The organism is Prauserella sp. PE36, from assembly GCF_003311655.1.
GTDB classification, from domain to species: Bacteria; Actinomycetota; Actinomycetes; order Mycobacteriales; family Pseudonocardiaceae; genus Prauserella_A; species Prauserella_A endophytica.
The window spans coordinates 44,758-62,323 of record NZ_QEQT01000100.1 but is presented as its reverse complement, the minus strand read 5'-3'; the positions used below and the strand labels follow the sequence as shown (position 1 = coordinate 62,323).

At 71.5% G+C, this 17,566-nt stretch carries 16 protein-coding genes; 7 read left to right on the top strand and 9 right to left on the bottom strand.

Annotation, left to right across the window (positions count from 1 at the left end):
* Positions 1–108 precede the first annotated feature (108 nt).
* Together DI005_RS31270 and DI005_RS31265 are read left to right on the top strand one after the other, a co-directional pair.
* Positions 109–1,146 carry a LacI family DNA-binding transcriptional regulator gene (locus DI005_RS31270; RefSeq protein WP_112265526.1) on the top strand — a complete coding sequence of 346 codons (1,038 nt, stop codon included), beginning with the start codon at positions 109–111 and terminating at the stop codon, positions 1,144–1,146.
* A gap of 89 nt (positions 1,147–1,235) precedes the next feature.
* Positions 1,236–2,132 carry a LacI family DNA-binding transcriptional regulator gene (locus tag DI005_RS31265; protein ID WP_113644510.1) on the top strand — a complete coding sequence of 299 codons (897 nt, stop codon included), beginning with the start codon at positions 1,236–1,238 and terminating at the stop codon, positions 2,130–2,132.
* Here the strand turns inward: DI005_RS31265 and DI005_RS31260 are convergent.
* Positions 2,081–3,076 (bottom strand): glycoside hydrolase family 76 protein, encoded by a 996-nt coding sequence (locus DI005_RS31260; RefSeq protein WP_112265530.1) that lies wholly within the window; start codon positions 3,074–3,076, stop codon positions 2,081–2,083. The two genes, DI005_RS31265 and DI005_RS31260, sit on opposite strands and share 52 nt — an antisense overlap.
* A gap of 56 nt (positions 3,077–3,132) precedes the next feature.
* Here DI005_RS31260 and DI005_RS31255 point away from each other — a divergent pair, with 56 nt between their 5' ends.
* The 4 genes from DI005_RS31255 to DI005_RS31240 all read left to right on the top strand — a co-directional run bounded on the left by DI005_RS31255 (position 3,133) and on the right by DI005_RS31240 (position 8,746).
* Positions 3,133–5,283, top strand: a complete 2,151-nt coding sequence (locus tag DI005_RS31255; RefSeq protein ID WP_113644509.1) for a molybdopterin-dependent oxidoreductase — start codon at positions 3,133–3,135, stop codon at positions 5,281–5,283.
* A gap of 42 nt (positions 5,284–5,325) precedes the next feature.
* On the top strand, positions 5,326–6,270 hold the full coding sequence (locus tag DI005_RS31250) for a helix-turn-helix domain-containing protein (RefSeq protein WP_112265534.1): 945 nt from the start codon (positions 5,326–5,328) through the stop codon (positions 6,268–6,270).
* Positions 6,271–6,354: 84 nt separating this feature from the next.
* Positions 6,355–7,368, top strand: a complete 1,014-nt coding sequence (locus DI005_RS31245) for a carbon-nitrogen hydrolase family protein (protein ID WP_112265536.1) — start codon at positions 6,355–6,357, stop codon at positions 7,366–7,368.
* Positions 7,369–7,504: 136 nt separating this feature from the next.
* Positions 7,505–8,746, top strand: coding sequence for an MFS transporter (locus tag DI005_RS31240; protein WP_113644508.1), 1,242 nt, complete (start codon positions 7,505–7,507; stop codon positions 8,744–8,746).
* Here the strand turns inward: DI005_RS31240 and DI005_RS31235 are convergent.
* The 6 genes from DI005_RS31235 to DI005_RS31210 all read right to left on the bottom strand — a co-directional run bounded on the left by DI005_RS31235 (position 8,697) and on the right by DI005_RS31210 (position 13,660).
* Complete coding sequence (locus DI005_RS31235) at positions 8,697–9,344, bottom strand: RNA methyltransferase (RefSeq protein ID WP_113644600.1); 648 nt, start codon at positions 9,342–9,344, stop codon at positions 8,697–8,699. The genes DI005_RS31240 and DI005_RS31235 overlap by 50 nt on opposite strands.
* Before the next feature lie 22 nt (positions 9,345–9,366).
* The gene (locus tag DI005_RS31230; RefSeq protein ID WP_112265541.1) at positions 9,367–9,762 is read right to left on the bottom strand and encodes a DUF2784 domain-containing protein; all 396 of its coding nucleotides are present in this window, start codon (positions 9,760–9,762) and stop codon (positions 9,367–9,369) included.
* A 142-nt stretch (positions 9,763–9,904) separates the two neighbouring features.
* Positions 9,905–10,567, bottom strand: coding sequence for a Rid family hydrolase (locus tag DI005_RS31225; RefSeq protein WP_113644507.1), 663 nt, complete (start codon positions 10,565–10,567; stop codon positions 9,905–9,907).
* Positions 10,568–10,571: 4 nt separating this feature from the next.
* Positions 10,572–12,173, bottom strand: coding sequence for a flavin monoamine oxidase family protein (locus tag DI005_RS31220; RefSeq protein ID WP_112265545.1), 1,602 nt, complete (start codon positions 12,171–12,173; stop codon positions 10,572–10,574).
* Between the two features lie 127 nt (positions 12,174–12,300).
* Positions 12,301–12,864: an orotate phosphoribosyltransferase gene (pyrE, locus tag DI005_RS31215; RefSeq protein ID WP_199543377.1), complete on the bottom strand. Its 564-nt coding sequence runs from the start codon at positions 12,862–12,864 to the stop codon at positions 12,301–12,303.
* 28 nt (positions 12,865–12,892) lie between these two features.
* Positions 12,893–13,660: an SDR family oxidoreductase gene (locus tag DI005_RS31210; protein WP_112265549.1), complete on the bottom strand. Its 768-nt coding sequence runs from the start codon at positions 13,658–13,660 to the stop codon at positions 12,893–12,895.
* Positions 13,661–13,816: 156 nt separating this feature from the next.
* Here DI005_RS31210 and DI005_RS31205 point away from each other — a divergent pair, with 156 nt between their 5' ends.
* On the top strand, positions 13,817–14,110 hold the full coding sequence (locus DI005_RS31205) for a hypothetical protein (RefSeq protein ID WP_112265551.1): 294 nt from the start codon (positions 13,817–13,819) through the stop codon (positions 14,108–14,110).
* Here the strand turns inward: DI005_RS31205 and DI005_RS31200 are convergent.
* Positions 14,107–14,841 carry a hypothetical protein gene (locus DI005_RS31200; RefSeq protein WP_228713542.1) on the bottom strand — a complete coding sequence of 245 codons (735 nt, stop codon included), beginning with the start codon at positions 14,839–14,841 and terminating at the stop codon, positions 14,107–14,109. The two genes, DI005_RS31205 and DI005_RS31200, sit on opposite strands and share 4 nt — an antisense overlap.
* Positions 14,842–14,909: 68 nt before the next feature.
* Positions 14,910–17,528 carry an ATP-dependent chaperone ClpB gene (clpB, locus tag DI005_RS31195; RefSeq protein ID WP_112265553.1) on the bottom strand — a complete coding sequence of 873 codons (2,619 nt, stop codon included), beginning with the start codon at positions 17,526–17,528 and terminating at the stop codon, positions 14,910–14,912.
* Between the last annotated feature and the right edge of the window lie 38 nt (positions 17,529–17,566).

The window sequence follows — 17,566 nt, the reverse complement described above, 5'->3', positions numbered from 1 at the left end:
CCTCCTCCGCTCCGAGGCACACCGCCGGACGCCTGCAACGTAGACAGACGTTATGCTCGCTCGCAACCGTTTGCGCAAACGCTTGCCGCGAGCCGCGAAGGACGAACCATGCCCCCGCAGCGATCGACCCGGCCCACTCAGCGCGACATCGCGGAGCTGGCCGGGGTCTCGATCACCACCGTCTCGCACGTCGTCAACGGCACCAGGGCCGTGGCCCCGGAGACCAGAGCAGCGGTGCTCGAGGCCATCGAGCAGACCGGCTACACGGGTGATGTCATCGCCCGCTCACTGGTCACCGGCGGCACGCGGTCGATCGGCGTCGCGATCTCGCTGCTCGCCAACCCCTACTTCGCGGTGCTCATGCAGACCATCGAGCGGGAAGCCGCCGCAGCAGGCTACACGGTGCTGCTCTCCGACACGCATGACACGGTCGACACCGAGCAGGCCGTCGTGCGTGCGCTGCGGTCGAGGCGCGTCGAGGGCCTGCTGCTCACCTCCGTGCCCGGCGACGGCTCCGTGATCAGCGAGCTCGTCTCGCTCGGCATCCCCACCGTGCTCGTCGACCGCCTCGCCACAAGGGGTGACGTGGACCAGGTCGGCGCGGAGAACATCCAGTCCACGTCCGCGCTCACCGAGCACCTCGCCTCGCTGGGCCACCGCCGGATCGGCTTCGTCGCGGGCACCCCCGGCCTCGCCACGAGTGAGGAACGGACGCTCGGCTACCGACTCGGCCTCGGCCGGGGCGGGCTCGCGTGGAACCCCGACCTCGTGGTGCCGGGGCACTCCGAACGCGCGGGCGGCGCGGACGCGTTCGCCGCACTGCTCGACCGGCCGGAGCCGCCGAGCGCGGTGGTGGTCGGCAACGACGCGATGATGGCCGGCGTGCTGCACGAAGCGCGGCGGCGGCAGCTGCACGTCGGCAAGGACGTCGCCGTGGTCGGCTTCGACGACACGGAATGGGCCGACCTCGTGGACCCGCCGCTGACCACCATGGCGCAGCCCATCGCCGACATCGGCCGCGAGGCCGTCCGGCTGCTGCTGTCGCGGATCAAGGACCCGGACCGCAGGCCGGAGACGTTGCGCCTCCCACCGGTCCTGCGGCACCGGGAGTCATGCGGTTGCCCCGCGATTCACCCGGACAGTTGATTCTGCGGCGACGCGCTGCGTAACCGGTTGCGCGTTAGCCCACTCGGGCTAGCGTCACCCGATCAGCTCCCTCCTCCTGGAGTAGCGCCATGAGCTCACCGTCGAGCGCACCGCCCCGCAGGCGCGCGCCCCTGTGCTACCGGTTCGGGGTCGCCCTCGCGCCGGACACCGGAGGCCGCGCCGAACTGGCCGCCGCGATCGAGTCGGCGGTCCTGGCCGAGGGTTGCGCGGTGACCTTCGCCGAGACCACCGGCAGCGTCACCTCCGAGGCCGCCGCGGCCCGCACCCTGCGCGCCCAGGGAGTCGACGGTGTGTTGCTGGCCCCGGCGAGCGGGGACGACACCGTGGTGACCGAGCTGGTGCGGATCGGCTTGCCGACCGTGCTCGTCGACCGCCTCGCCCCGCGGGACGATGTCGACCAGGTCGGCACGGAGAACATCGAGTCCACGTCCGAGCTCACCGAGCACCTGGCCGCGCGGGGGTACCGCCGGATCGGGCTCCTCGCGGGACCGCCCGGTGACGGCGACGCCGACGAGCGGTCGCTCGGTTACCGGCTCGGCCTCGGCCGCGCCGGCCTGCGCTGGGACGCCGCGCTCGTCGTGCGCGGGGGCTCGCCATCGGCGGCCGGGGTGCTGCTGGCCGAAAGGCCGTCAGCGGTCGTCGTCGCCGGGGAAGGCATGCTCGGGGCTGTGCAGGCCGAGGCGCGCGACCGCGGGCTGCGCATCGGCGCGGAGCTGGGCCTGGTCTGCCACGGTGACACGGGCCGCGCCCGCGAAGCCGACCCGCCCGTTTCCGCGCTGGCCCCACCGTTCGGCGACATCGCGCACACGGCTGTGCGGCTGCTGCTGTCGCGTATCGCCGACCCTGCGCGGCGGCCGAGGACCGTGCGGCTCACGCCGTCCTTCGCGCACCGGTCCTCCTGTGGCTGCCCTGCTCAGGGATCCAGCACGGCGGCGGCCTCCAGCAGCAGCCAAGCGCCGAGCTGAACCGAGAGATCGCGCGCGGCCCCCCGCGGCGGCAGCTCCACAGGCTCCGTCCACTCCGGACCGAACAGCGGGCCGTGCTCGGCCGGGGCCGCGCCACGCCAGCACGCTGACGCCGAGTCGAGCACCAGCTCGGCGGCCACGTCGGCGGCCGGCCCCTTCGGCAGCCTTTTCGCCGCGGAAGCCAGATAGCGAGCCAGGATCCCCGCGAACAACCCGCCGTCGCCACCGCCCTGGCCGCGGAGCACGCCGCCCGGCGCCAGATGGGCGGCCACCGCGCGCACCGTCCGTTCGGCCGCGTCCACTTCGGACAACTCGAGGCAGGCACCGAGGAAGACGCCCTGGCAGTAGGTGAAGATCTCCTCCACGCACTCGCCGGTGTCGGCGCGTACGCCGTCGTTGACCAGCCCGGTGTCCGGATCGACGAGCCGGTTCTCCAGCCACGAGAACAGTTTCCGCGCCTTGTCCGTCTCTCCCGCCCTCGCGAAGGCGATCGCGGCAGGTCCGTTCGTCGGCGCGTTCTTGAAGGAATCGCCGCTGCGCCAACGGATGCCACCACCGGCGTCGACGGACCAGCCCGCCCACACCGCGTCGAGCAGGATCCGCACGGGCTCGTGCTCACCGATCCGCTGCAAGGCCAGCGCGAGCCAGGCCATGTCGTCGTAGTAGTCCTTGGTCCACCTGCCGCGGTTGCGCAGCCGGATGGAGCGCACCAGCCGCGCGATCGTCACCTCCCGCTCCGGGTCGGGTGCGCGCAGTCGCGCGTCGGCGAGGCAGTCGAGCAGGTGCGCGTTCCACCAGTAGTGCCAGGGCCGGTGCAGGCGGTGCCGGGTGGTCGGCGGCCAGGCGGGCAGGCCGAGCGCGGTACCGGGCAGCCCCCACACGCGCGCGAGATGCCGGGCGCACACGGCGCTTTCGGCCTCGGCGGCGCACTCGCTCCACGGCATGTGCCCATCCTTGCGCCGTCCTCGACATACCGCAGCGCGTGTAGAACCATGAGCAAATGGCAACGGCGCATGTCACTTGTCCGCTCTGCGAGGCGACCTGCGGCCTGGAGGTGACCTTCGACGGCGCGGACGTGACCTCGGTGCGCGGCGACGCCGAGGACGTCTTCTCCTGCGGCTACATCTGCCCGAAGGGCGCCTCGCTGGGCGCCCTGCACAGTGACCCCGACCGGCTGCGGGCGCCGCTGGTGAAGCGGAACGGCTCGTTCACCGAGGTCTCGTGGGCGGAGGCGTTCGCCGAGATCGACGCGCGCCTTCCCGCGGTGGCGGCGGAGCACGGCCGCGACTCCGTGGCCGTCTACGTGGGCAACCCCGCGGCGCACAACCTCGCCGTCGCCCTCTACGGCCGCGCGTTCTTCAAGGCGCTCGGCACCAAGAACTTCTACACGGCCGGCAGCGTCGACCAGCTGCCCAAGCACTACTCCTCCGGCTACCTCTTCGGCGGCGGCTTCACCATCCCCGTTCCCGACCTCGACCGCACCGGGCACCTGCTGATGCTGGGCGCGAACCCGTTGGTGTCCAACGGAAGCCTGATGACCGCAGCGGACGTGCGGGGCAGGTTGCGCGCCGTCCGGGAGCGCGGCGGCAAGGTCGTGGTGGTGGATCCACGCCGCACCCGCACGGCCGAGGCCGCCGACGAGCACCACGCGATCCGGCCCGGCACCGACGCGCTGCTGCTCTTCGCACTGGTCCACACCCTGTTCGCCGAGGACCTGGTGCGCCTCGGCAGGCTCACCGACCACGTCAACGGTGTCGCCGAGGTGCGCACCCTCGCCGAACCGTTCACCCCCGAGGCCGTGGCCCCGGTGACGGGCGTTGCGGCAGCCGAGATCCGCCGGATGGCGAGGGAACTCGCCGCCGCCGAACGCGCCGTGGTCTACGGCCGGACCGGCACCACGACGCAGACGTTCGGCACGCTCACCAGCTGGCTCGTGGACGTGCTGAACGTGCTGACCGGCAACCTCGACGCCGAGGGCGGTGCGATGTTCCCGTTCGCGGCGGCGGGCAAACGGAGCGGCAGCGGCGCGCGGCGCCCGTTCGCGGCGGGCCGCTGGCGGACCCGTGTGCGCGGGCTGCCCGAGGTGTTCGGCGAGGTCCCCGTCGCCGCGCTGGCCGAGGAGATCGAGACTCCGGGAGAGGGTCAGGTCCGCGCTCTCGTGACCATCGCGGGCAACCCGTGCCTGAGCACGCCCAACGCGGGCAGGCTCGCGAACGCGTTGCCACAGCTGGAGTTCATGCTCTCGCTCGACATCTATCTCAACGAGACCACGCGGCACGCCGACGTGATCCTGCCAGGGCCGACACCGCTGGAGCGGGCGCACTACGACATCGCGCTGTACCAGCTCGCCGTGCGCAACGTCGCCAACTGGACCCCCGCCGCACTGCCCTCACCCATGCCGCAGGAGTGGGAGACGTTGCTGCGCCTCACGGGAATCGCGACGGGTCAGGGCCCGGACGCCGACGTCGCCGCGCTCGACGCGTTCGTCGCCGCCGAGGTGGCCCGCCGCTGCGGGCTCGACGTCGCCGTCGCGGGCGAGCGCACGGGACCCGAGCGGATCATGGACCTGATGCTGCGCGCAGGCCCGTACGACCTGACCCTCGCCGATCTCGAAGCGGCGCCGCACGGTGTGGACCTCGGCCCGCTGCGACCCCGGATCCCGGAGGTGCTCAGCACGCCGAGCGGCCGGATCGAGCTGGCTCCGGAGGCGATCACGGCCGACGTGCCGAGGCTCGCCAAGGAGCTGGGGCGGTCGCCGAACGGGCGGCTCGTGCTCATCGGCAGGCGGCAGCTGCGCTCCAACAACTCCTGGATGCACAACCTCGAACCGTTGGTGCGCGGGAAGAACCTGTGCACCGTGCAGGTGCATCCCGACGACGCGGGCAGGCTCGGCCTTCACGACGGCGGCCAGGCGAAGGTCACCGCCCGCACGGGCACGATCGAGGTGGAGGTGGAGGTCACCGACGAGATCCGGCCGGGCGTGGTGAGCATCCCCCACGGCTGGGGTCACGACGTCGACGGCGTGCGCACCACAGTGGCGAAGGCGCACCCGGGCGCGAACTCCAACGTGCTCGCCGACGAGCTGTCGGTCGACGCGCTCTCGGGAACCGCCGTGCTGAACGGCATCCCGGTCGAGGTCGCGCCCGCCTAGCGAGGGGTCGACAGGAGCGGCTGCCGGGGTGACAATCCCGGGATGGACCGGCAGGCCCGGGTGGAGCTGAGCACGGCGGCGGTGCCCGCCGAGGAGGCGTTCGCCTACTGGCGGGAGCTGATCTGCGAGACGTTCGTCCAGCTCAACGCCGCTCCCGTCACCCAGGGTGCGTTCGCGGGGCGCATCGAGCACGTGCCGGTCGGCCGCCTGGAACTGTCCACTGTGGTCGCCGCGGGGCAGGTGGTGCGGCGCACGCGGAGCCTGATCGCCCGCAGTGGTGACGAGTACCTGCTGGCGAGCATTCAGCTGCAGGGTCGCGGGCTGGTCGAGCAGGACGAGCGGCGAGCCGAGCTGCGGGCGGGTGACATGGCGTTCTACGACAGCACGCGGCCCTACACACTGCACTTCGACGAGCGGTTCCGCCAGCTCGTCGTCCAGGTGCCCAAACGGGACCTCGCGGTGCGGGACACCCGCAGGCTGACCGCCCGCACCCTCGGCCGGGGCGGGCCTGGACAGGTCGTCCCAGCGTTCTTCACCTCGCTGGCCGACGCGGCGAAGGCGAACCCGCACACCACGGCCCCGTTGCTGCCGCACGCGCTCGGCTTGCTGTCGGCGGCGGCCTCCTTCGCGGCGCGGGACGAACCGGCACCCGACCCGGTGCAGGCATTGGTGCGGGAACGGGCGTTGGCGTTCATCCGGCGAAACCTCGGTGATCCGGGGCTCGATGTCGACCTCGTCGCCGGGGCCTGCCGGGTCTCCCGGCGCACCCTGTACCGCGTCTTCACCCCTGACGGTGGCATCGCCACCCAGATCCGGCGCATCCGGCTCGACCGGGCCAGGGCGATGCTGCTCGAGCACCCGGACCGGCCGGTCGCGGCCATCGCCGCGCTGTGCGGGTACGACAGCGAGTCCGGCTTCCACCGCGCGTTCCGCGCCGAGTTCGGGATGACGCCCCGCGAGTGCCGGGACGGCACGCGCGGTCAGTGACAGCGGCACGCGCGGTCAGTCCGGCGGAACCGCGAACGCCGCATGATGCCCTCCAACTGATCCCACTCGGTTCGAGGAGACGTCATGGAAAGCGTGGTGCGGGTCGCGGCGGTGCAGGCCGAGCCGGTGTGGCTGGACCTGGCCGGAAGCGTCGAGAAGGCGGTCGCGCTCATCGGTGAGGCCGCGAGGGGCGGAGCGAAGCTGGTGTCGTTCGGCGAGACGTTCGTCCCCGGCTACCCATGGTGGATCTGGCTCGACTCCCCCGCGGCGGGCATGGCGTTCGTGCCGAGGTACGCCGCCAACTCGATGACCCGCGACGGCGCCGAGATGCGGCGGATCCGCCAGGCCGCGGCGGAACACGGCGTGCACGTGGTGCTCGGCTTCAGCGAGCGGGCAGGCGGCAGCCTGTACATGGCGCAGGCGTTCATCGCGGACACCGGGGAGCTGATCTCGGTGCGCCGCAAGCTCAAGCCGACCCACGTCGAGCGCTCGGTATTCGGCGAGGGTGACGGCAGCGACCTGCAGGTGCACGACACCGCGCTCGGAAAGCTCGGCGGGCTGAACTGCTGGGAGCACTTCCAGCCGCTGACCAAGTACGCGATGTACAGCCTTGGCGAGGAGATCCACGTGGCGTCGTGGCCGAGTTTCTCGGTGTACCGCGGCGCGGCGACCGCGCTGGGGCCGGAGGTCAACACGGCGGCCAGCCTGACGTACGCGGTCGAGGGACAGGCGTTCGTCCTCGCGGCGTGTTCGGTGGTCGGCGAGGCGGCGCACGAGGTGTTCTGCGACACCGAGGCCAAGCGGCAGTTGCTGCGGCTCGGTGGTGGCTTCGCCCGGATCTTCGGCCCCGAGGGCACCCCGCTGGCCGAGCCGCTCGCGGAGACCGAGGAGGGCATCCTGTACGCCGACCTCGACCCCGCGCTGATCGCGATCGCGAAGTCCGCGGCGGACCCGGTGGGCCACTACTCCCGCCCGGACGTGTTCCGCCTGTTGGTCAACCGCAACCCCGCGCCGCGCACCGTGGAGGCTCCCTCGGACCCGGCGGTGACGGTCCTGCCTCACCCTGCCGAGGAACTGGCCGACCTCGGCGTGGACTGACCGGCCCAGCTCGGCGTCCACGTTCCCGGCCTGCGCCGCGCTGTGCCGAGGTGGGAGCGCGGGGTGCGGGTTGCCGGGACCTCGGCGCCGGTGTGGTTGTTCGCTTTTCCTTCCGGCATCCGCTTGGCTGACGGGCGTGGCGGGCGGATCACTGGGCAGGCGGTTCGGCTTCCTGTGGGCCGCCTACGCGGTGAGCACGTTCGGCACGAGGTTCGCCTTCGACGCGTTCCCGATGATCGCCGTGCTCGTGCTGGGCGCGGGGCCGTTGGAGGTGTCGCTGCTCGCGGCGGCGGGTCTTGCCGCCGGTGCGGTGTTCGCGGTGCCGCTTGGGCCGGTCGTGGAGTTCCGTCGCAAAAGGTCGGTGCTGGTGGTGACGGACCTGATCCGGTTCGCCGCGCTGTCGAGCGTCGCGGGAGCTTTCGCGTTCGGTGTGCTGACGTTCGCGCAGCTGATGGTGGTCTCGGTGGTGGTCGCCTCGGCCGACATCGCGTTCCGGGCGGCGAGCGGCGCCTACCTGAAGACCCTCCTGCCATCGGAGCACCTGCTCGTCGCGAACGGGCGGTTCGAGGCGACGACGTGGACGGCGACCGCGCTCGGCCCTCCGCTCGGTGGCGCCTCACTCGGGCTGTTCGGCCCGATCACCACCGTGGTCGTCGACGCGGTCACCTACCTGCTCTCCGCAGCGGGGATCAGCGCGATCGGCGGGCGGGAGCCTCGCCCCGGGCGGCCGGTGTCGCGGCCGGGCGCGGGCGAGGTTCTCGAAGGGTGGCGGCACATCTTTCGCCACCCCGTGCTCCGCCCGCTGTTCTGCAACACGGTGCTCTTCAACGGCCTGCTGCTGGCGACCTCACCGCTGCTGGCGGTGCTCATGCTGGGAGAGCTGGGTTTCCCGCCGTGGCAGTACGCCCTCGCGCTCGCGGGGCCCTGCCTCGGCGGGCTCGTCGGCTCGTGGCTGGCCCCGCCCCTGGTCGCGCGGTTCGGGCGGCGCCCCGTCCTACTCGCCGCGGGGACGCTTCGCGTGTGCTGGCCCATCGGCCTCGCCTTCGCAGGCCCAGGGCTCGGAGGACTCGTGCTCGTGCTGACGCTCCAGCTCGTGATGATCACGTGCATCGGCGTGTTCAACCCGGTGTTCGCCACCTTCCGGCTCGACCACACCCCGGCGGATCGCGTGGCCCGCACGCTGTCCGCGTGGACGATCACGAGCAACGCCACCGTCGCCGCGCTGACCGCGCTCTGGGGTCTGCTGGCCGCGGCGACGAGCGTCCGCGCCGCCATCGCGATCGCGGGCGCCCTACTGCTGGCGACGCCGCTGCTGCTGCCGCGGCGCGCTACCACGCCTTCGACAGATCGGCGTGCTGCCGTATCCACGCGTGCATGACGATCCCGGCGGCGACGCCCGCGTTGATCGAGCGCGTGGTGCCGAACTGCGCGATGGACACCACGAGGTCGGCGGCCTCCTGCGCCTCCGGCGAGAGGCCCGGTCCCTCCTGGCCGAACAGCAGCACGCACTCGCGCGGCAGCTCGGCCGTCTCGACGGGCCGCGCCCCTGGGGTGTTGTCCACGGCCACGATCGCGAGCCCGTGCTCGACGGCGAACGCGGCCAGCTCGCCGACGCCCACGTGGTGGTGCAGGTGCTGGTAGCGGTCGGTCACCATCGCGCCACGCCGGTTCCACCGCCGCTTGCCCACGATGTGCACGGCGGCGGCCGCGAACGCGTTGGCGGTGCGCACGACCGTGCCGATGTTGTGGTCGTGCTGGAAGTTCTCGATCGCGACATGGAAGGGGAACCGACGGGCGTCGACGTCGGCCACGATCGCCTCGCGCCGCCAGTACCGGTAGGGGTCGACGACGTTGCGCCGGTCACCGTGTTCGAGCAGGTCCGGGTCGTAGCGATCGTCGTCGGGCCACGGACCCTGCCACGGGCCGACGCCGACCTCGTGCCTTCCGACCCACTCGGTCGGCCCGGTCTCCTCGATCACGCCTCCATTGTCGCCCGGCTCAGCCCAGCCTCACCGGACGCCCCGGCACGCCGCTCGGCTGCTGCTGGCGGTGCCGCCACAGCACGTACGCGCCGACGTAGGACCCGATCACTAGCAGGAGCGCGAGGATGCCGACCACCGGCAGGATCTCGCGCGGCACGAGGGTGTCGTAGATGTAGTGCTCGTTGAAGCCGCCGGGCAGCGGGCCTAGCCCGCGCTGCTCACGCAGGTAGTCCTCGGCCACGGTCAGCGGGCAGGGCAGCGGCAGGGCGTTGACGGCCACACCCCACAGCGCGAAGAAGATGTGCACGAAGATCGACTTCGGCCAGATCCACGCGAGAAAACCGCCGAGTCCGATATAAACCAACGCCAGGAAATGGACTGCTGTCGTGAGACCGGTCAGCAACCCCAGCATCGCCCCACCTACCCCGGTTACAACCCCCTGATCACTGACAACGGTACTCCCAAATACCTCATCCGTCGTCTTCGAAATGATCTGTCGGAAATCGCGAACGGCCCGTTACGAAGCCGAGACTTCGTAACGGGCCGCCGCTCACTCAGCGCGCCGGGTAAGTGGCCTGGACCTCCACCTCGATCAGCCATCCCGGTACCGCGAGCCCGGCCACCTCCGTCGTCGCGCGGGCGGGCCGCGCCGGGTTGACGACGTACGGCCGCACAGGCGGGGCGGTGCCGATCGGCATCGGGATCGGCTTGCCGGTGTCGAGGTCAGCGTTGGCGAAGAAGTGCCGGTACGCCCGGTTCCAGCCCGCGTAGTCGGCGTCGCTCGCCCCCGGGAGGCGTTTGAGGTAGCACTTCATGGTGATCACGTCCTGCGGCCTCGCCTGCATCGCCGTGAGGTTGTCGACGATGCGCTTGAGGGTGTTCCACGCCTGCGCCTCGGTGATCGTGACCCCGGCGGGCAGTGTGCCGCCGGGGAACAGCGAGAGGTCGACGTACCGCTCCGGCGATCCCGCCTGCGCCGAAGGGTTCGCTGCGGCGGGGCCGAGGCCGCTGCTGGTGTAGACCGCGACCGCGCAGCCGACGGCGACACCGTTCGCGATCGACGGGTTGTTGCCGCTGGGCATGTTGAAGCGGACCTCGGTGGGCCTCGGGCCCTTGCCGAGGCGGCCGCCTGCCGATGCCGTGCCCGCGCCCAGGCCGAACGCGACCGCCGTGCCGCCCGCGATGGCGCCGAGTGCGCGCCGGGAGAACCTGCTCATGTGGCTACCCTTCCGCCATGACGCGCTGGTGGATGTTGGTGACGGCGTGGCGGGCGGAGTCGAACGCGCCCGCCTGCCACGCGATGAAGTAGCTCAGCCAGTCGCCCGCGAAGTAGACGTGCCCGGCCGGTTCGTTGAGCAGCGCGTACTGCCCGCTCGTGCGAGAGGGCCAGCCGACCCAGGCGCCCTCGAGGAACGGCGTCCGCTGCCACGCGACGGAGAACGCCGACGCGAGTTCCGAGCGGTACTTCTCGCCGTGGATCTTCACGCCCTGCGCGAGGGCTCGCTCCGTTCGCGCCGAGGGGGCCAGGGCGCCGTAGGTGTTCGCGCTGCCGCCCGTGTTGTAGTAGCCGACCACGACCCCGCGTTTGCCGTGGAAACCCGCCGACGGGTACCAGATGTGCTGGAGGTCCATGTCGGTCTCGGTGATGCCGCCGTAGATCCGCTCGTCCGTCTCCCACCAGCGGCGCCGGTACTCCAGGCCGATCTTGCCCGCCGACGTGACGGTGGGGAAGCGCAGCGCAGCGGTGACGGCCGGGTCGAGGTTGGTGGGGATCTTCGCCATCAGGTGCGGTGGCAGCGTCGCGACGCAGTAGTCCGCGGTGACGAGCACCTCCTTGCCGCGCCGGTCGGTGTAGGTCACCTCGACGCCACGATCGGTGTCGGTGACCCCGGTGACGCGGGCGCCGAGCCGCACCTTGTCCCTGCCGACGGCGTCGTGGAGCGCCCTCGGAATCGCGTCCATGCCGCCCACCGGCTGCAACATGGTCATGGCCTGGTCGTAGCCGAACTCGAACGAGAAGTACCTGCCCACCTGGCTGGCCAGTACGGCCGAGAGCGAGGGTGGCGGGCCGAGCACCGTGCCGGCCTGGTCGGCCGCGCCCGGCTCGACCGAGTAGCCGCGCCTGCTCGTACCGGTGTAGGCGTACCCGGTGGCCTTGTTGCCGATGGCGCCGAAGCCGGAGAGGAACGTCAGCAGGGCGTCCTTGTCGGAGGCGGTAAGGCTCGCGTCGAGCGAACCCTGGTCCACGGCCTTGGCCAGCAGCTCGGAGACGTAGCCGTACATGTCGGCCTTGGCGGTGCGGTACTGCTGCGGCGCGACGCCGCTCCGCTCGTTGTAGATGAGCGCGTTGGCGTTGGCGTTGAGGAACACCTCCAGCGGGACGCCCAGTTCGCGGCAGTAGTCGAGAGTGATGTGCGACTGGGGCAGTCGCGCCGGTCCCGCGTTGAGGTAGACGTCCGGGTCCCGGCCGAACCGGGCCGTCTGGGTGTGCCCGTCGAGATCGGTCTCCGTGGTCCCCGCCCTGACAGTCCAATTGCGACCGCCGACACGGTCCTTGGCTTCGAGGATCGTGCATCGGTACCCGGCCTTGCCGAGCTCGTACGCGGCGGTGAGACCGGCGACGCCCGCGCCGAGCACCACCACCTTCTTGCCGCGTTTGCGGTCGTCGAGATCGCCGGTTCGGGGCGGGCGGAAGTCGGGGACGGCGAGCGCCTGGGGCGAGGCCATCAGGCCGAGCGCCCGCATCGACTCGAACATCACTCCGGCCCCGCCCGCGACGCCGATGGATCTGAGCAGGGTTCGACGTGTCACGTTGGATGCCATTCAAGCTCCCTTCGCCACGTGGCGAAGCAGAGCTTGATCGACGTGGTCACTCAGACGAGTGACGGCGTGATGTCGTTCTCGTTAGCAGACCTGAGCAGCGACTTTCGCCGGGGTAACCGGCCGTTGATCAGGCGAGGCCGAGGTCGTCGAGATCGAGCAGGTACCGGTACGGCAGGCCCTCCTTCTCGATGGCCTCCTTGGCGCCGGTGCCGCGATCGACCACTGTGGCCACGCCGACCACCGTGGCACCCGCCTCGCCAAGCGCCTCCACCGCCGTGAGCACGCTGCCCCCGGTGGTGGAGGTGTCCTCGACCGCGAGCACGCGCTGGCCGGCCACCCCCAAGCCCTCGATGCGCCGCTGCATGCCGTGTTCCTTGACGGCCTTGCGCACCACGAACGCGTCGAGCACCATCCCGTCGGCCGCGGCCGAGTGCAGCATCGCGGTGGCGACGGGGTCGGCTCCGAGGGTGAGCCCGCCGACGGCCACGTAGTCCCAGTCGGCCGTGAGCCTGCGCAGCAGGCGGCCGATGAGCGGAGCGGCGGCGTGGTGCAGGGTCGCCCGGCGCAGGTCGACGTAGTAGTCGGCCTCCTTGCCGGAGGAAAGCGTCACCTTGCCGCGCACCACGCACAGTTCGGCGACCAGCCTGGCCAGTTCGATCTTCGCCGCTTCGTCAGTCGAGGGGTTCGCCACGACCCGCAGTTTTACACACGGGCTCCGCTCAGGTCCGGTCGCGACCCGCGAACCGGCCGCCGAGCCTGCGCACGAGACCGCGCGGCAGCATGCGTCCCACGGTGGCGATGACCTTGTACTGCGGGCTCGGGATCGAGATCACCTTGCCCTTGCGCAGATCGGTGAGCGCGTCGGAGACCACTCGGTCGGCACTCAGCCAGAACGCCTTCGGCCCGGTCTTCTCCAGGCCGGCGCGGTCGTGGAACTCGGTCTCGGTGAACCCCGGGCACAGGGCCAGCACGCGTACCCCGGAGCCGTGCAGCGCCGAGGCGAGCCCGTCGGAGAACGACGTCACCCAGCTCTTGCTCGCGGTGTAGGTGGAGCCCCTGCCGGAGAAGAACCCGGCGACGCTGGAGACGTTGATCACGTCACCGGCGCCGCGCTCCAGCATCGCGGGCAGCGCGGCCCTCGTCAGCCGCAGCACGGCGGTGACGTTGACGTCGAGCTGGTGCTGCAGCTCGTCGGCCGAGGCTGTCCAGAACTCGCCGGCCAGGCCGAGCCCCGCGTTGTTCACGAGCAGGTCGACGGGCTGCTCGCGCAGGCGCTGCTCCACAGCCTCGCGGCCCTCGGCGGTGGCGAGGTCGGCCGGCAGGACGTCCGCGGTGATGCCGTACGCGGAGGCGAGCTCCTTCGCCCTGGCGCGCAGCTTCGGTTCGTTGCGGGCGACGAGCACGAGGTCGTAGCGTTCGGCGGCGAGCCTGCGGGCGAACGCGGCGCCGATACCGACCGTAGCGCCAGTGATCAAAGCGGTAGGCATGGGAACAACCTAGCGTCGCGAAGCGACTCCGTTCAGGTGGCGGCGGAAGCGGGGCCGGCCTTGACGCACCGCCCCGCTTGGGTCACGGAGAGCACAGGAAGTATCTTCGGAACGCCATTAGGGGTACACACTCACCCAGACGAGGATGAGCTCCAGATGGAGGACGGCGCCATCGACTACCTGTCGTTCGTCCGAGGCTTCCTCGCGGCGACCGACCCCGAGACATCCGACGGCGACGAACCGACCGTGCCGCCGGCGAACGGTCACGCCCTCGACCCCGATTCGTTCGCGGAGGGTTACGCCGTCGCGCGGACCCGTGAGTTCCCGGTGACCTACCGCGAACTGTCGGTGCGGGACGACGGCCGGTTCACCGGCACGCTCGACCTCGGCGAGGCGTCAGGCTTCCCCGCCGACGAGCGCCCGCACCTCTCGGGGACGCTCGACCTCTAGAAGCCCTGCTGACGCGCCCGCTCCTCGGTGGTCGTGGTGGGCTGGGCCGCGGAGGGCGGAGGTGCCGCCTGCTCCTGCTGCGCCTGGGCGAGGTCGTCATCGAAGGGGTCGACGATGTCGGCGATCTCGCCGAGATCGCGGAGCAGCCGCTCCAGACGGGACGGGCCGACGTTGGGGGCCACGCTCGCGAGCACCCACTCGTTCTCCAGCCACGCGACGCCGACGTCGCCGCCCAGCGCGTCGGCGGCGTCCACCAGCTCCTGCGTGATCATCGCGCGGGCGGTGTTCACCTCGTCGGCGAACGCGTAGCGCTGGCCCACCGGCCCGAGCAGCTCCGGCATCTCCGCGCGCTGGAACGGCACGCTCGCGAGCCACAGCTCCAGCAGCACCGGGTGGATCCGGTTGCAGCGCACGGCGACGATCACGGCGGGGATCAGGCTGTCGGCTTCGATGTCGAAGACGAACACCGGGCGCCTGCCGTCGGAGGTGAACGTGGAGCCCGCGACGACGTTGACCGCCGCCTCGGCCCCGAAGTACCCGATGGCGCCGCCCGCCCACTGCTGCGGGAGGCGTTCGTCCTCCTCGACGTACTGCCAGCCGCGCAGCTCGGCCCAGCGCGCGCGCTCGCGATTGCGCGAGCTCTCCCTGGCCTTGTCGGCGGTGAGCAGTGCGAGCCCGGCCACCGCGGCGACGGCCGCGATGACGAACCAGATCCACGCTGGAATACCCACGGCGACCAGGGTATCCCTCACGGCCCGCCGACCAAGATCAGCGGGCCGTGTCGCGGGTACCCGTTTGGTTACTGGACCGGTTGCCCGGCTCGGGTGACCACCAGGGAGCCGTTGCCGGAGTCCAGCTCCGGCACGTCGACGTTCACGGTGTCGCCGTCCCGGATGTCGCCGGCCAGCAGCTTGCGGGCCAGCTCGTCGCCGATCGCCGACTGCACGAGCCGCCGCAGCGGCCGGGCGCCGTAGATCGGGTCGTAGCCGTTGAGCGCCAGCCACTCGCGGGCCGCCGGCGACACCTCGAGCGTGAGCCTGCGCTGCGAGAGCCGCTGCGCCAGCCGCCCCACCTGGATGTCCACAATGGAGGCCAGCTGCTCGGTGTCGAGCGCGTGGAACACCACGATGTCGTCGAGCCGGTTCAGGAACTCCGGCTTGAAGTGCCGCTGCACCACCGAGAGCACGGCGTCGGTGCGCTGCCGCTCGTCCAGCGCGGCGGCGTCACTGGCGATCTCGTGCGAGCCGAGGTTCGACGTGAGCACCAGGATCGTGTTGCGGAAGTCGACCGTGCGGCCCTGGCCGTCGGTCAGCCTGCCGTCGTCGAGCACCTGCAGCAGCACGTCGAACACGTCGGGGTGGGCCTTCTCCACCTCGTCGAGCAGCACCACCGAGTACGGCCGCCTGCGCACCGACTCGGTGAGCTGGCCGCCCTGGTCGTAGCCCACATAGCCGGGCGGGGCGCCGACCAGCCGCGCGACGCTGTGCTTCTCGCTGTACTCGCTCATGTCGATGCGCAGCATCGCCCGCTCGTCGTCGAAGAGGAACTCGGCGAGCGCCTTCGCCAGCTCCGTCTTGCCGACCCCGGTGGGGCCGAGGAACAGGAACGAGCCCGTCGGCCGGTCGGGATCGGCGACGCCGGCCCTTGCCCTGCGCACCGCGTCGGAGACCACCTTCACGGCCTCCGACTGGCCGACGACGCGGCTGGTCAGCTCCTGCTCCATACGCAGCAGCTTGCCGGTCTCACCCTCCAGCAGGCGGCCCGCCGGGATTCCGGTCCACGCGCTCACCACGTCGGCCACGTCGTCGGCGCCGACCTCCTCCTTGAGCATCACGTCGGCCTTCGCCTCGGTGACCTCGGTGGCCTCGTCGAGCTCCTTCTCCAGCGCGGGGATGCGGCCGTAGCGCAGTTCGGCGGCGCGCCCGAGGTCGGCGTCGCGCTCGGCGCGGTCGGCCTCGCCACGCAACTGCTCCAGCTGCTCCTTGAGCTCGCGGACCTTCTCGATCGAGCCCTTCTCGTTCTGCCAGCGGGCGGTCAGCGCGGACAGCTCCTCGCGCTTCTCGGCCAGCTCGGCGCGCAGTGCGGTCAGGCGCTCGCGGGAGGCGGCGTCGTCCTCCTTCTCCAGCGCCATCTCCTCGATCTCCATGCGGCGCACGGCGCGCTCCACCTCGTCGATCTCGACGGGCCGGGAGTCGATCTCCATGCGCAGCCGCGACGCGGCCTCGTCGACGAGGTCGATGGCCTTGTCGGGCAGGAATCGCGCGGTGATGTAGCGGTCGGACAGCGTCGCGGCCGCAACCAGCGCCGCGTCGGTGATGCGCACACCGTGATGCACCTCGTAGCGCTCCTTGAGGCCACGCAGGATGCCGACGGCGTCCTCAACCGACGGCTCGCCGACGAGTACCTGCTGGAAGCGGCGCTCCAGCGCGGCGTCCTTCTCGATGTGCTTGCGGTACTCGTCGAGCGTCGTGGCGCCGACCATGCGCAGCTCGCCGCGCGCGAGCATCGGCTTGATCATGTTGCCCGCGTCCATGGCTCCACCTTCGCCGGTGCCGCCCGCGCCGACGATGGTGTGCAGCTCGTCGATGAACGTGACGACCTGGCCGTTGGACTCCTTGATCTCCTTGAGCACGGCCTTGAGCCGCTCCTCGAACTCGCCGCGGTACTTCGACCCGGCGACCATCGAGCCGAGGTCGAGCGACACGACGCGCTTGCCGCGCAACGACTCCGGCACGTCACCCGCGACGATGCGCTGGGCGAGGCCCTCGACGATGGCGGTCTTGCCGACGCCGGGCTCACCGATCAGCACCGGGTTGTTCTTGGTGCGGCGCGAGAGCACCTGCACGACGCGGCGGATCTCGGTGTCGCGGCCGATCACCGGGTCCAGTTCGCCCGCGCGCGCCGCGGCGGTGAGGTCGAGGCCGTACTTCTCGAGCGCCTGGTACGTGCCCTCTGGGTCCGGGTTGGTCACGCGGGCGGAGCCGCGGACCTTGGTGAACGCCTCGCGCAGCGCGTCCGGCGTCGCGCCGTGCCGCTTGAGCAGCCCGGCGACGGGACCTCCCTCGGCCGCGAGGCCGACGAGGACGTGCTCGGTGGAGACGTACTCGTCCCCGAGCTCGGTGGCCAGCTTCTGCGCGTGCGTCAGCGACTTGACGGCGTGGCCGTCGAACTGCGGCGTCGACACCGTCGCGCCGGTCGCGGACGGCAGGCCGGCGATGATCGGCTCCAGCTCCTTGTGCACCACGTCCGCGTCGGCCCCGACCGCGGTGAGCAGCGGCCCGGACAAGCCGTCACCCTGGGACAGCAGGGCACCGAGCAGGTGCGCGGGCGAGATCTCCGGGTTGCCCGCCATCGTGGCTGCCTGCGCCGCGGACGAGATCGCCTGCTGAGTCTTCGTGGTCGGGTTGAAAGAGTCCATCCCTCACCTCTGGTCGAAAGCTCCCTGGACCCAGCCTC

Excerpts from the sequence above, each read along its gene's own strand:
- DI005_RS31270 (WP_112265526.1), top strand. The coding sequence starts at position 109 with ATGCCCCCGCAGCGATCGACCCGGCCCACTCAGCGCGACATCGCGGAG.
- DI005_RS31265 (WP_113644510.1), top strand. The coding sequence starts at position 1,236 with ATGAGCTCACCGTCGAGCGCACCGCCCCGCAGGCGCGCGCCCCTGTGC.
- DI005_RS31260 (WP_112265530.1), bottom strand. The coding sequence starts at position 3,076 with ATGCCGTGGAGCGAGTGCGCCGCCGAGGCCGAAAGCGCCGTGTGCGCC.
- DI005_RS31255 (WP_113644509.1), top strand. The coding sequence starts at position 3,133 with ATGGCAACGGCGCATGTCACTTGTCCGCTCTGCGAGGCGACCTGCGGC.
- DI005_RS31250 (WP_112265534.1), top strand. The coding sequence starts at position 5,326 with ATGGACCGGCAGGCCCGGGTGGAGCTGAGCACGGCGGCGGTGCCCGCC.
- DI005_RS31245 (WP_112265536.1), top strand. The coding sequence starts at position 6,355 with ATGGAAAGCGTGGTGCGGGTCGCGGCGGTGCAGGCCGAGCCGGTGTGG.
- DI005_RS31230 (WP_112265541.1), bottom strand. The coding sequence starts at position 9,762 with ATGCTGGGGTTGCTGACCGGTCTCACGACAGCAGTCCATTTCCTGGCG.
- DI005_RS31225 (WP_113644507.1), bottom strand. The coding sequence starts at position 10,567 with ATGAGCAGGTTCTCCCGGCGCGCACTCGGCGCCATCGCGGGCGGCACG.
- DI005_RS31220 (WP_112265545.1), bottom strand. The coding sequence starts at position 12,173 with ATGGCATCCAACGTGACACGTCGAACCCTGCTCAGATCCATCGGCGTC.
- DI005_RS31210 (WP_112265549.1), bottom strand. The coding sequence starts at position 13,660 with ATGCCTACCGCTTTGATCACTGGCGCTACGGTCGGTATCGGCGCCGCG.
- DI005_RS31205 (WP_112265551.1), top strand. The coding sequence starts at position 13,817 with ATGGAGGACGGCGCCATCGACTACCTGTCGTTCGTCCGAGGCTTCCTC.
- clpB (WP_112265553.1), bottom strand. The coding sequence starts at position 17,528 with ATGGACTCTTTCAACCCGACCACGAAGACTCAGCAGGCGATCTCGTCC.